The sequence below is a fragment of the Mycolicibacterium llatzerense genome (assembly GCF_025331195.1).
GTDB lineage: Bacteria > Actinomycetota > Actinomycetes > Mycobacteriales > Mycobacteriaceae > Mycobacterium > Mycobacterium llatzerense.
The window spans coordinates 541391-553537 of record NZ_LXOV01000001.1 but is presented as its reverse complement, the minus strand read 5'-3'; the positions used below and the strand labels follow the sequence as shown (position 1 = coordinate 553537).

Here is a 12147-nt window from a genome sequence, read left to right as displayed (position 1 = left end):
TCCAGCATGACTGACACCCTCGTTCCCAAGGAAATCATCCCACCGGGCGCGGTGGTCGGCGCAGGTGACCTCGTCGAGGCCGCCGGCCACCCAATCGGTGGCGGCGTCATCAAACCGGAGTACGACCCGCGGTTGACCAATGAGGATCTGGCCCCGTTGGGTAAACAGAGTTGGGGCTCCTACAACATCTTCGCGTTCTGGATGTCCGACGTGCACAGTGTCGGCGGCTACGTGACCGCGGGCAGCCTGTTCGCGCTGGGCCTGGCCAGTTGGCAGGTGCTGGTGGCGTTGCTGATCGGCATCACCCTCGTCTACTTCCTGTGCAACCTGGTCGCCAAGCCGAGCCAGGTTGCCGGTGTGCCGTATCCGGTGATCTGTCGCACCGCGTTCGGTGTGCTGGGGGCGAACGTCCCGGCCGTCATCCGTGGCCTGATCGCGGTGGCCTGGTACGGCATCCAGACCTACCTGGCGTCGGCCGCCCTGGATGTGGTGCTGCTCAAGCTCTTTCCCGGGCTGGCGCCGTATGCGGACCTAGGCACCCACGGCTTCCTCGGCTTGCCGGTACTGGGCTGGGCCAGCTTCCTTTTGCTGTGGGTGTTGCAGGCCTGCGTGTTCTGGCGCGGCATGGAGGCCATCCGCCGGTTCATCGACTTCTGTGGCCCCGCTGTCTACGTCGTCATGTTCATTCTGTGCGGTTACCTGATCTACAAAGCGGGTTGGGGCGCAATCGATCTCAACCTCGGCGCGGTCAAGTACACGGGCCTCGATTCGATTCCGGTGATGCTCGGCGCGATCGCGCTGGTGGTGTCCTACTTCTCTGGTCCGATGCTCAACTTCGGCGACTTCTCCCGCTACGGCAAGTCGTTCGCCGCGGTCAAGAAGGGCAACTTCCTCGGGCTACCGGTCAACTTCCTGGTGTTCTCGGTGCTGGTGGTGGTCACCGCGTCGCTGACGCTGCCGGTGTTCGGCGAACTGCTCACCGACCCGGTGCAAACCGTGGCCCGCATCGACAGCACGTTCGCAATTGTGTTGGGAGCGTTGACCTTCACGATCGCGACCATCGGCATCAACATCGTCGCCAACTTCATCAGCCCGGCATTCGACTTCTCCAATGTCAGCCCGCAGCGCATCAGCTGGCGTGCCGGCGGCATGATCGCCGCGGTCGGCTCGGTACTGATCACCCCGTGGAACCTCTACAACAACCCGGAGGTGATCCACTACACGCTGGAGACCCTGGGCGCCTTCATCGGCCCACTGTTCGGCGTGCTGCTGGCCGATTTCTACCTGGTCCGCAAGCAGAAGGTGATCGTCGACGACCTGTTCACCATGAATGAGTCCGGGAAGTACTGGTACACCAACGGATACAACAAGGTCGCGGTCATCGCCACCGTGGTCGGCGCGGTGCTCGCCGCGCTTCCGGTGCTCCTCGCGGGTACCGTCTACGGCATGTACACCGCCGCTCAGTACAGCTGGTTCATCGGCTGCGGCGCGGCATTCGGCCTCTACCGTCTACTGGCTGCCCGCGACCGGTTCGTCGCAAAGTCGTTGTCGTGAGCCGGATTTGGGTGATCAACCCGAACACCACCGAATCCATGACCGTCGGGATCGGCCGCTGCGCACAGGCAGTGGCCGGTCCCGGCGTTGACGTCGTTGCCGTGACGTCCGAATGGGGTCCGCCCTCGATCGAAAGTCACTACGACGAGGCCATGAGTGTGCCGGGTCTGCTCGAGATGATCCGGCGCGGTGAGGACGCCGGGGTGGACGGGTACGTGATCGCGTGCTTCGGGGATCCCGGTCTGGACGCGGCCCGCGAGATCGCCACCGGCCCGGTCATCGGCATCGCCGAGGCCGCGATGCAGACCGCCAGCCATCTGGGCCGGGGATTCTCGGTGGTGACGACGCTGTCCCGGACCATGGGACGAGCCGCCGATCTGGCGGAACGCTATGGGATGCAACGGTTCTGCCTGGGTATACACGCCTGCGACATTCCGGTGCTCGATCTGGAGACCGATCCGACGGCACGCAAGGTCATCACCGAGGCGTGCCGGGAGGCGTTGGAGGCCGACGGCTCCGACGCCATCGTTCTGGGGTGCGCGGGCATGGCCGAGATGTGCGCGGCGATCACCGCCGAGCTGGGGGTGCCGGTGGTCGACGGGGTGAGCGCCGCGACGCTGACGGTGCAGGCGTTGGTGCGGATGGGTCTGCACACCGGCAAACGCGGCGAGTTCGCCGCTCCGCCGGTGAAGGAGTACACCGTCCGGCGCGGAGGCTAGCCGGCCGGGTGTACGGCGCGCCAGTGCTCGGCGATCTCGATGCGTCGGGCCAGCCACACCCGTTCGTGGCGCTGCACGTGGTCGAGGAATCGTTCCAGGGCGGCACTGCGGGCCGGTCGGCCGACCAGGCGGCAGTGCAACCCGACGGAGAGCATCTTCGGGCTGCCGCCCAGACCTTCGGCGTAGAGCACGTCGAACGCGTCACGCAGATGCGCGAAGAACTCCTCGCCGTTGGAAAAGCCTGCCGGAGAAGCGAATCGCATGTCGTTGGTGTCCAGCGTGTACGGCACCACAAGATGGTCGGTGCCGGCCACCCGCACCCAGTACGGCAGATCGTCGGCGTAGGAGTCCGAGTCGTAGACGAACCCGCCGTGTTCGACCACCAGCTCCCGAGTGTGCGGTGAGTCCCGGCCGGTGTACCAGCCCAGCGGCGCGGCGCCGGTGAGCTCTGTCAGGATCCGTACCGCTTCGGCCATGTGCTCGCGTTCGGTGTCGCGGTCGGTGAGCTGGTAGGACTTCCACCGCAGACCGTGACAGGCGATCTCGTGACCGAGTTCGCCGAACGCGGCCAGCGCCTCCGGGTTGCGCTGCAGGGCCCGGGCCACTGCGAAGATGGTCAGCGGGACACCCCGGCGCTCGAAAAGCCTTAGTATCCGCCACAATCCGGCCCGCGAGCCGTACTCGTAGAGCGACTCCATGCTCATGTGCCGGTCGGGGAACGCGTCGGCCGGGGTCATCTCGGACAGGAACGTCTCTGACGTCGGATCCCCGTCCAGCACGTTGTTCTCCGCGCCCTCTTCATAATTGAGGACGAACTGCACCGCAATCGCCGCACCCCCGGGCCACTGCGGGTCCGGCGGGGTGCGGCCATAGCCCACCAGATCGCGCGGGTAGCTCACGTGAGCTCCCCGAACAGCCGCAATCGCGCCAACCCTCCGTCCGGATAGATGTCCAGTCGTGCCTCGGACACCACGTCAGCGGTGTCGATGAGGAAGCGGTGGCGTGTGTCGGGCAGCAGCTCGGTGCGGGGCAGGAGTTCGATCCACTGCCCGTCGGCGCGCAATCCGGTCAACGCCGCGGCCCCGGGGCTGTTGCCGATGAAGTAGGACGTATCGATTTCGGCGAGCTGCACCCGGCCCGGTCCGGCCAGCCCGATACGCACCCAGTCGTTGGAGTCGTCGCGACGACGGGCGGTTTCCCAGCCGTCGCCCATCACCTGCGCTTGTCCGGGGAAGATCAGATTCTGCGGCGAGCTGTAGAACCGGTTCGAGCAGTCCAGCACCAGACCGCCGTTCTCCAGCGCCGCGAGGTCCAGGGGGCCGATGCCGAAGAACCGCTTGTCCGGACGGCCCTCACCGTGCACCCGCAGTCGCGCCACCCCACCGTCCGGGTAGATGTTGAGGCGCACATGCGTCCATCGCTGTTCCGAGGAGACCTCGAAGTTGTTGCGGGTGTCCCCGTATGTGCGCGAGCGTTCGATGAGCGGCGCCCAGCCGGGATCGGCGGCCAGCTGTTCGGCGGTCGGATACCCGTCGACCTCGATGGCGTCGACGGAGACCGCCGGCGGATAGTTGCCTTTGAACCAAGCGGTGTCCACCACCACGCCGCGGATGACACCCGGCACACCCAGCCGCACGATCGCCGTGTCGTGGCCGGCGTCGCGGCGCCGCCGGGTCTCCCAACCGTCGTATACCTGTCCCTTGTGCCCGAACGATGCCGGCCGATATGCCGAGGGGCCCGGGGAGATGAGGTTCTCTTTCTCGGCGAACACGTCGTCGTTGGCCCAGATCACCGCCCCACCGAGGCTTCGTAGCGCGAGGTCCGGCAGCCAGGTGAAGTCTGGCAGTGATTCAGTCATGAGAGCTTCCGGTTCTTGAGGTTTCGTAGCACGGCGACGGTGGCGCCGGGCGCGGTGGCGAGGACGTCATCGGCACCGAATGCGCCGCAGTCCAGGCCACGCAAGACGACCGCCGCCAACGCCTCGGCGGTCGCGGGTTCATCGACGATCGGGCCGCCGCTGCGGTCCAGGTAGGCCTGCAGCCGTGGCGCCGCGGCGGACATGGCGGCCCGGAAGAACGTGAAGGTGGCCAGCCACCGCGTCACCAGGTGGCCGGGGTGCATGTCCCAGCCCTGGTAGAAACCGCGCTCGAGTGACCGGGTGACGAGCCGGTGGTGACGCCGGATCGCCTGCACCACTTGATCTTCGGTGCCGACCGGGGCCACCTGCGTCGAGCCGTCGGCAACCCAGACCCCGGTTTGTGCGGCGGCGGTCTGCATCACCGCCTTGGCGTGGTCGGCCACCGGGTGATCCAGCGCTTGGTGCTGCGGTGCGATACCGCAGGCGGCACTGTAATCGTATGTGCCGTAATGTAATCCGCTGCACCGTTGGTTGGCGAGTTGGATCGCGCGGGCGAGGGTCGCGGTCCCGTCGGGGCCGAGTACCGCTTGCGGGCTCTCGATCTGCAGCTCGAAGCGCAGCGTGTTCTCCGCCAGACCGTGTGCGGTCTCCAGGGCTTCGCACAGCCAGACCGCCGCGGTGACCTGTTCGGCGGCTCGCAGTTTCGGCACGGTGAAGACGAATCCGTCGATGGCGCCGGCATCCAGCACCAACTCGAGGGTGCGCAGCGCCCGGGGTCGCTCGGCGGCGGTCAGCCCCTTGATGCGAATCCCGCTGTGGCGCAACCCGAGTGCGCGTAGGGTCGCCGCCGCCCGTGCCGCGTCACGATCCTCCACATCGTCCCCACGGCGGCCGTAGCCGTCCTCGAAATCCAGCCGCAGATCGGCAATCGGCGCTTCGGTGAGCTGGTCGCGCACCAGCTCCACAGTGGTGGGGTCGCCGAGTTCGGCGAAGACCTCTGCGTGCCGGTCCAGCAGTTCGAGCGCGGCCCGCCCCCATTGCACAGGAGTGTCGGGAGCGGCGTCGGCCGCGCTGACATAGACGGTGTGTATGGGCTGGACGTCAGCGCTGTCTCCCGGGAACCGCGCTGCGAGGTCGGCGTCGACGCGGGACAACAGGGTGTCGATGCGATGTAGTGCATCCGCGGGGATGCGATGTTGGGGGGCCGACACCTGCCTATCGTGCCGTGCCAACGCGATCTCAGCACGTCGAGTCAACGCCCCCATCGGGGAGCTGATCTAGTCTCGGCACAGCAACGTTGCCAAAGGAGGCCCTATGACCAGCGCCGAACGGATCGACGATCCCTTTGAGGGCTCTGCGCCGGAAACCGCGACGTACACCGGCCCGGAATGGATGGGCAAGGCCAACTGGCATTCGGTCGCAGAGACCTACCTGCTCAAGGCCATGAAGCCGCTCATGTTCCTGTTGACCAAGGTGATGCTGGCCATCAACAAGCGGTTTCCGCAGGTGCTGCTGAACCGCGCCTACGACGGTGCCGAACGCGTCATGCATTGGATGCCGGGCGTGGCCGGTTCGCGGACCGAAAAGGTCGAACTGCCGAACTGCCCGGCGGAATGGGTCTGGAACGAGACCACCCCTCCGGTCGACGGGCGCGTCATCATCTACTTCCACGGGTCGGCGTTCATCGCGCTGGGCATCAACAGCCACCGGCCGCTGGTCAGCCACATCGCCCGCGACAGCGGCGCGCGTGCCCTCAACGTCGGGTACCGGCTGTGCCCGCGCAGTCTCGTCGAGGACGCGGTCGACGACGGCGTCGACGCCTACCGCTACGTGCTGGCGCAGGGCGTGAAACCGGAGAACATCGTGTTGGCCGGCGACTCTGCCGGTGGCTTCATCGCGGCCATGACCGCCGTCGCGGTACGCGACCAGGGCCTGACGCCGCCCGCGGGCTGCGTGCTGCTCTCGGCCGCCACCGACAGTGACATGACGCCGAAATATGAAGCAGCCAAACGCGTTCCCGACGCCATGTTCCCGATCGACTTCCTGCGGATGATCAGCGAGGTCTTCCTGCTGCGCAACGGAGCCCGCGGTCCGATCCCGTCGCCGGTTGACGCCGACCTGCATGGCCTGGGTCCGTTCCTGCTGCAGGTGGGATCCGAAGAGGCGCTGCGGCCCGACTCTGAGCTGATGGCCGAGCGGCTCGCAGCGGCGGGAGTGCCGGTGCGGCTGCAGGTCTTCGACCGCGCCGTCCACGTCTTCCAGGCGTTCGCCTTCTCGAACCCCGACGCTCGTCGTGCGGTCCGCGAGGTCACGGAGTTCGTGAAGTCGGTCGTCTAGCCCCACCATTCGACGCCACCACAGCCGGGAATGAACCGGCGCCGTGCGGCGGTTGCCTACTCCGTGACTGCCGCTCCCTTCCGTCTTGCCACCGACGCCGCACTGCTCAAGCCAGTTGAGGTCGGTGACACGCTGGCCCCCAACCGTCTGTTCATGGCGCCGCTGACCCGGTCGCGGGCCGACGCCGACGGCACACCGTCGGACTTGGCGGCCGAGTACTACTCGCAGCGCGCTGCCGCCGGGCTCATCATCTCCGAGGCCACCGCCGTCTCGCGGAGCGCCAACGGCGCCTACATGAACACCCCCGGCATGTACACCGACGGGCATCAGGCCAAGTGGGCCGGGATCGCGCAAGCGGTACACGATGCCGGCGGGAAGATGTTCGTCCAGCTGTGGCACGTCGGCCGCATGGCGCATTCGGAGATCAGCGGTGCCACGCCGGTCGCGCCGTCGGCCATCGCCGCCGACATGGTCACCCACACCCCCACGGGCAAGAAGCCGCTGGAGATCCCACGGGCGCTCGACATCGCGGAGATTCCCGGGATCGTCGCCGACTTCCGTGCCGCCGCGCGCCGCGCGGTCGACGCCGGGATGGACGGCGTGGAGATTCACGGCGCCAACGGTTACCTGCTGCACGAGTTCGCGTCCGATGTGGTCAACCAGCGCACCGACGCATACGGCGGAACGCCGGAGAACCGGGCCCGGCTGACCGCCGAGGTCGTCGAAGCGGTCGTGGCCGAGATCGGGCCCGGGCGGGTCGGGCTGCGGATATCTCCCGGGAACCCCGCCGGCGACATGCATGAGGACGACGCGTTCAGCACGTACGAGGCCCTGCTGAACCGGATCGACCCGCTCGGTATCGCCTACCTGCACGTGCTCATCGACCCCACCGAGGGCCTGTTCGGTGCGATCCGCGCGCAGTGGTCGGGGACCTTCGTGCTCAATACGGGTCGGGGGTCAGGCACCGATTTCTGCCAGCTGAACAGCTTCGTCGACCTGGGTGCCATCAGTGCCGCCGCGGTCGGGCGGTCCTTCCTGGCCAACCCCGACCTGGTCGACCGGCTGATCCTGGGGGCCGAGCTCAATGAGCCCGACGTGGCGACGTTCTACGCGCCGGGCCCCGTCGGCTACACCGACTATCCGACGCTCACCGAGGCTGTCGCTTAACTCACGGCGCAGTGGCCACTTATTGCACGTCAGGTCGTCCAGAACGTGCAGTAGGTGGCCTTTTGCGTTCCTCTGGTCACTCTCCCAACCACCTGGTTGGGAGGGCCTGTTACGCTTCCGGGCAGGGGACCGTCGACCTGCTGGTGGGCGCACCCACAACCCCATCTCAATAGGACCTGGAGCAAACACATGTCCGAAGAAGCCTTCATCTATGAGGCCATTCGCACGCCCCGTGGCAAGCAGCGCAACGGTGCACTGAACGAGGTCAAGCCGGTCAACCTCATCGTCGGCCTGATCGACGAAATGCGTCGCCGCAATCCCGACCTCGACGAGAACCTGATCAGCGACGTCATCATGGGCGTCGTCTCGCCCGTCGGCGACCAGGGCGGCGACATCGCCCGTACCGCCGCTCTCGTGGCCAAGCTGCCCGAGACCACCGGTGGTTTCCAGCTCAACCGCTTCTGCGCCTCCGGCCTGGAGGCCGTGAACCTGGCCGCTCAGAAGGTCCGTTCGGGCTGGGACGACCTGGTGTACGCCGGTGGCGTCGAGTCCATGAGCCGCGTCCCGATGGGTTCGGACGGCGGCGCGTGGGCCGGTGACCCCGAGACCAACTACCGCATCGGCTTCGTCCCGCAGGGCATCGGCGCCGACCTGATCGCCACCATCGAGGGCTTCTCGCGTGAAGACGTCGACGCCTACGCGGTGCGCTCGCAGGAGAAGGCCGCCGCGGCCTGGTCCGGCGGCTACTTCGCCAAGTCCGTCATCCCGGTCAAGGACCAGAACGGCCTGACCATCCTGGACCACGACGAGCACATGCGTCCCGGCACCACCGTCGAGAGCCTCGGCAAGCTGAACTCCGCATTCGCGGGTCTGGGCGCCATGGGCGGCTTCGACGACGTGGCGCTGCAGAAGTACCACTACGTGGAGAAGATCAACCACGTCCACCACGGTGGCAACAGCTCGGGCATCGTCGACGGTGCCGCGCTGGTGCTGATCGGTTCGGAGGCCGCCGGCAAGTCGCAGGGCCTGACCCCGCGCGCCCGCATCGTGGCCACCGCCACCAGCGGTGCCGACCCGGTCATCATGCTGACCGGCCCCACCCCGGCCACCAAGAAGGTCCTGGACCGCGCCGGCCTGACGGTCGACGACATCGACCTCTTCGAAATCAACGAGGCCTTCGCCTCGGTGGTGCTCAAGTTCCAGAAGGACCTGAACATCCCGGACGAGAAGCTGAACGTCAACGGTGGCGCCATCGCGATGGGCCACCCGCTGGGCGCCACCGGCGCCATGATCACCGGAACCATGGTCGACGAGCTCGAGCGCCGCGGTGCCAAGCGTGCCCTGGTCACGCTGTGTATCGGCGGCGGCATGGGCGTTGCCACCATCATCGAGCGCGTCTAGGGAGATTGAAAAACAATGGCTGAGAAGACAATTCAGTGGGACAAGGATGCCGACGGCATCGTCACCCTGACGATGGACGACCCGACCGGGTCGGCCAACGTGATGAACGAGCACTACAAGGAGTCGATGCACTACGCGGTGCAGAGCCTGCTTGCTGAGAAGGACTCCATCACCGGCGTCGTCATCACCAGCGCGAAGAAGACCTTCTTCGCCGGTGGTGACCTCAAGGGCATGATGCAGATCGGTCCGGACGACGCCGGCGAGGCGTTCTCCATGGTCGAGGACATCAAGGCCGACCTGCGCGCCCTGGAGACCCTGGGCAAGCCCGTCGTCGCCGCCATCAACGGCGCCGCCCTCGGCGGTGGCCTGGAGATCGCCCTCGCGTGCCACTACCGCATCGCGGCGGACGTCCGCGGCAGCCAGATCGGCCTGCCCGAGGTCACCCTGGGCCTGCTGCCCGGCGGTGGCGGCGTCGCCCGCACCGTCCGCATGTTCGGCATCCAGAAGGCCTTCATGGAGGTCCTGAGCCAGGGCACCCGGTTCACCCCGGCCAAGGCGCAGGCCACCGGCCTGGTCAACGAGCTCGTCGACACCGTCGAGGAACTGATCCCCGCCGCCAAGGCATGGATCAAGGCCAACCCCGAGGGCGGCGTGCAGCCGTGGGACGTCAAGGGCTACAAGATGCCTGGCGGCACCCCGTCGAGCCCGGGCCTGGCCGGCATCCTGCCGTCGTTCCCGGCTCTGCTGAAGAAGCAGCTCAAGGGCGCTCCGATGCCCGCGCCGCGCGCCATCCTGGATGCCGCCGTCGAGGGTGCGCAGGTCGACTTCGACACCGCGTCACGGATCGAGAGCCGCTACTTCACCACCCTGGTCACCGGCCAGACCGCGAAGAACATGATCCAGGCGTTCTTCCTGGACCTGCAGGCCATCAACGGCGGCGCCTCGCGTCCGCAGGGCATCGCCAAGCAGGACATCAAGAAGATCGGTGTCCTCGGCGCGGGCATGATGGGCGCCGGTATCGCCTACGTGTCGGCCAAGGCCGGCTACGAGGTCGTCCTCAAGGACGTCACGCAGGAAGCCGCCGACAGGGGCAAGAACTACTCCGAGAAGATCGAGGCCAAGGCTCTCGAGCGTGGCAAGACCTCTCAGGAGAAGTCCGACGCGCTGCTGGCCCGGATCACCCCGACCGCCGACCCGGCCGACCTCGCGGGTGTCGACTTCGTGATCGAGGCCGTGTTCGAGAGCCAGGAACTCAAGCACAAGGTGTTCCAGGAGATCGAGGACATCGTCGAGCCCAACGCACTGCTCGGCTCGAACACCTCCACCCTGCCGATCACCGGTCTCGCGACCGGCGTGAAGCGCCAGGAGGACTTCATCGGTATCCACTTCTTCTCGCCGGTCGACAAGATGCCGCTGGTGGAGATCATCAAGGGCGAGAAGACCTCTGACGAGGCGCTGGCCCGGGTGTTCGACTACACCCTCGCCATCAAGAAGACCCCGATCGTCGTCAACGACAGCCGTGGCTTCTTCACCTCGCGCGTGATCGGCACCTTCGTCAACGAGGCGCTGGCCATGCTGGGCGAGGGCGTCGCGCCCGCGTCCATCGAGCAGGCCGGTTCGCAGGCCGGTTACCCGGCGGCGCCGCTGCAGCTTTCGGATGAGCTCAACCTCGAGCTCATGCACAAGATCGCCGTGGCTTCCAAGGAAGGCGTCGAGGCCGAGGGCGGCACCTACGTCGGGCACCCGGCCGAGGCTGTCGTCGAGAAGATGATCGAGCTCGGTCGCCCGTCGCGTCTGAAGGGCGCCGGCTTCTACGAGTACACCGACGGCAAGCGGACCCAGCTGTGGCCGGGTCTGAAGGACGCCTTCAACTCGGGCTCGGTCGAACTGCCGCTGCAGGACATGATCGACCGCATGCTGTTCGCCGAGGCACTGGAGACCCAGAAGTGCATCGACGAGGGCGTGCTGACCTCGACCGCTGACGCGAACATCGGCTCGATCATGGGTATCGGCTTCCCGCCGTACACCGGTGGTTCGGCGCAGTTCATCGTCGGCTACCAGGGTGAGCTCGGTGTCGGCAAGGAGGCCTTCGTGGCCCGGGCCAAGGAACTGGCAGCCAAGTACGGCGACCGCTTCCTGCCGCCGGCGTCGCTGGAGAGCTAGCCTCTTAGCGCAAGCAGTCGCGAAAACCCCCAAATCCTCAGGGATTTGGGGGTTTTGCGTGTGGTCAGCGTGCTGGGTTCGAGTACGCGCGTGTCGGTGAGATCAACACCGCGGCCCGACCCTCTTCGCGCATGACGCGGTCGTAGGTGTCCCAGTCGTCGTGCGTCCCGCCGGCGGCGGTGAAGACGTTGCGCAACAACACTCTCAGGGTCCCGGCGTCGGTGTCGTCCGGGCCGATGACCTCCGCGGTGCCTTCCACGGTCAGCCACTGCCAGCCGGCGTGCGCGACGACCGAGGTCCGAGGGTCGGCGCGCAGATTGCGCAGCTTGCGGGTGGACCCGATCGCGACGAGCGCGACGACCGGCTCCCCGGTGTTCGGATGGGGCATCACGCCGGCATTGACGACCGAGGACTGGATGCTGCCGTCATCGCGCAGGGTGTTCAGCACACACAGCCCGTGATCACGTGCGGACAGCTCGGTGAAAGCAGAAAGGTCGGTCATGGAGTCCTCAATCCGCCACATCAAATGCGGCAATGACTTTTGTCGGTTTGACCCGCACCACGAGCTCGCCGGGTACGCCGTTTCGCCGGCCGAATTCGTCGGCGCGGTCGGCGCCCATGTAGCGACCGCCGGTACGGGTGGCGATGTCGAGAAGCTCGTCGGGATCTTCACTGATCGACACGACGCCCTGAACTTGGACGAACGCATAGGGCGGGGACGTGTCATCGACACATAACACCACCCGTGGGTCGCGTGCCAGCGCTCGTCCCTTGGCGCTGTTCTTGTCGGTGTTGAACACCAACTCGCCGTTGTCCACGACGAACCACACGGGTGCGGCCAACGGCCGGCCGTCGGCGGCAACCCAGCCGAGCACCGCGGTGCGGGTGCCCTCGGAGAGGAAAGCGATCACATCGTCGGAAAGTTCGCCCATGCGGCCACGCTACGCT

General features: G+C 66.9%; 11 protein-coding genes. 6 read left to right on the top strand and 5 right to left on the bottom strand.

The features are described 5' to 3' along the window. The first annotated feature begins 6 nt into the window (after positions 1-6). The gene (locus A7G45_RS03025; RefSeq protein WP_260933513.1) at positions 7-1554 is read left to right on the top strand and encodes an NCS1 family nucleobase:cation symporter-1; all 1548 of its coding nucleotides are present in this window, start codon (positions 7-9) and stop codon (positions 1552-1554) included. Further along, entirely contained in the window at positions 1551-2273 is a 723-nt protein-coding gene (locus tag A7G45_RS03020) for an aspartate/glutamate racemase family protein (RefSeq protein WP_260933510.1), read from the top strand. The genes A7G45_RS03025 and A7G45_RS03020 overlap by 4 nt, the downstream gene beginning before the upstream one ends. Here the strand turns inward: A7G45_RS03020 and puuE are convergent. The 3 genes from puuE to A7G45_RS03005 are packed head-to-tail and all read right to left on the bottom strand — an operon-like array spanning position 2270 to position 5342. Then, the gene (gene puuE, locus A7G45_RS03015; RefSeq protein ID WP_260933505.1) at positions 2270-3172 is read right to left on the bottom strand and encodes an allantoinase PuuE; all 903 of its coding nucleotides are present in this window, start codon (positions 3170-3172) and stop codon (positions 2270-2272) included. The genes A7G45_RS03020 and puuE overlap by 4 nt on opposite strands. Then, the gene (gene alc, locus A7G45_RS03010; protein WP_260933502.1) at positions 3169-4131 is read right to left on the bottom strand and encodes an allantoicase; all 963 of its coding nucleotides are present in this window, start codon (positions 4129-4131) and stop codon (positions 3169-3171) included. The genes puuE and alc overlap by 4 nt, the downstream gene beginning before the upstream one ends. Further along, positions 4128-5342 carry a DUF6986 family protein gene (locus A7G45_RS03005; RefSeq protein ID WP_260933500.1) on the bottom strand — a complete coding sequence of 405 codons (1215 nt, stop codon included), beginning with the start codon at positions 5340-5342 and terminating at the stop codon, positions 4128-4130. Before A7G45_RS03005 ends, alc begins: the two co-directional genes overlap by 4 nt. Before the next feature lie 103 nt (positions 5343-5445). On the opposite strand from A7G45_RS03005, the gene A7G45_RS03000 reads away from it, so the two are divergent. The 4 genes from A7G45_RS03000 (at position 5446) to A7G45_RS02985 (ending at position 11199) form a co-directional block, all read left to right on the top strand. Further along, positions 5446-6468: an alpha/beta hydrolase gene (locus A7G45_RS03000; RefSeq protein ID WP_308203991.1), complete on the top strand. Its 1023-nt coding sequence runs from the start codon at positions 5446-5448 to the stop codon at positions 6466-6468. Between the two features lie 30 nt (positions 6469-6498). Continuing rightward, positions 6499-7635, top strand: coding sequence for an alkene reductase (locus A7G45_RS02995; RefSeq protein WP_260933497.1), 1137 nt, complete (start codon positions 6499-6501; stop codon positions 7633-7635). Positions 7636-7824: 189 nt separating this feature from the next. After that, on the top strand, positions 7825-9036 hold the full coding sequence (locus A7G45_RS02990; RefSeq protein WP_043390495.1) for an acetyl-CoA C-acetyltransferase: 1212 nt from the start codon (positions 7825-7827) through the stop codon (positions 9034-9036). 15 nt (positions 9037-9051) lie between these two features. Next, positions 9052-11199 (top strand): 3-hydroxyacyl-CoA dehydrogenase NAD-binding domain-containing protein, encoded by a 2148-nt coding sequence (locus tag A7G45_RS02985; RefSeq protein ID WP_260933493.1) that lies wholly within the window; start codon positions 9052-9054, stop codon positions 11197-11199. Positions 11200-11263: 64 nt separating this feature from the next. Here A7G45_RS02985 and A7G45_RS02980 read toward each other — a convergent pair whose 3' ends face one another. Continuing rightward, positions 11264-11701, bottom strand: coding sequence for a TIGR03618 family F420-dependent PPOX class oxidoreductase (locus A7G45_RS02980; RefSeq protein ID WP_260933490.1), 438 nt, complete (start codon positions 11699-11701; stop codon positions 11264-11266). 7 nt (positions 11702-11708) lie between these two features. Further along, positions 11709-12131, bottom strand: a complete 423-nt coding sequence (locus A7G45_RS02975; protein ID WP_260933486.1) for a PPOX class F420-dependent oxidoreductase — start codon at positions 12129-12131, stop codon at positions 11709-11711. Positions 12132-12147 lie beyond the last annotated feature (16 nt).

Excerpts from the sequence above, each read along its gene's own strand:
- alc (WP_260933502.1), bottom strand. The coding sequence starts at position 4,131 with ATGACTGAATCACTGCCAGACTTCACCTGGCTGCCGGACCTCGCGCTA.
- A7G45_RS02985 (WP_260933493.1), top strand. The coding sequence starts at position 9,052 with ATGGCTGAGAAGACAATTCAGTGGGACAAGGATGCCGACGGCATCGTC.
- A7G45_RS02990 (WP_043390495.1), top strand. The coding sequence starts at position 7,825 with ATGTCCGAAGAAGCCTTCATCTATGAGGCCATTCGCACGCCCCGTGGC.
- A7G45_RS03025 (WP_260933513.1), top strand. The coding sequence starts at position 7 with ATGACTGACACCCTCGTTCCCAAGGAAATCATCCCACCGGGCGCGGTG.
- A7G45_RS03000 (WP_308203991.1), top strand. The coding sequence starts at position 5,446 with ATGACCAGCGCCGAACGGATCGACGATCCCTTTGAGGGCTCTGCGCCG.
- A7G45_RS02995 (WP_260933497.1), top strand. The coding sequence starts at position 6,499 with ATGAACCGGCGCCGTGCGGCGGTTGCCTACTCCGTGACTGCCGCTCCC.
- A7G45_RS02980 (WP_260933490.1), bottom strand. The coding sequence starts at position 11,701 with ATGACCGACCTTTCTGCTTTCACCGAGCTGTCCGCACGTGATCACGGG.
- A7G45_RS02975 (WP_260933486.1), bottom strand. The coding sequence starts at position 12,131 with ATGGGCGAACTTTCCGACGATGTGATCGCTTTCCTCTCCGAGGGCACC.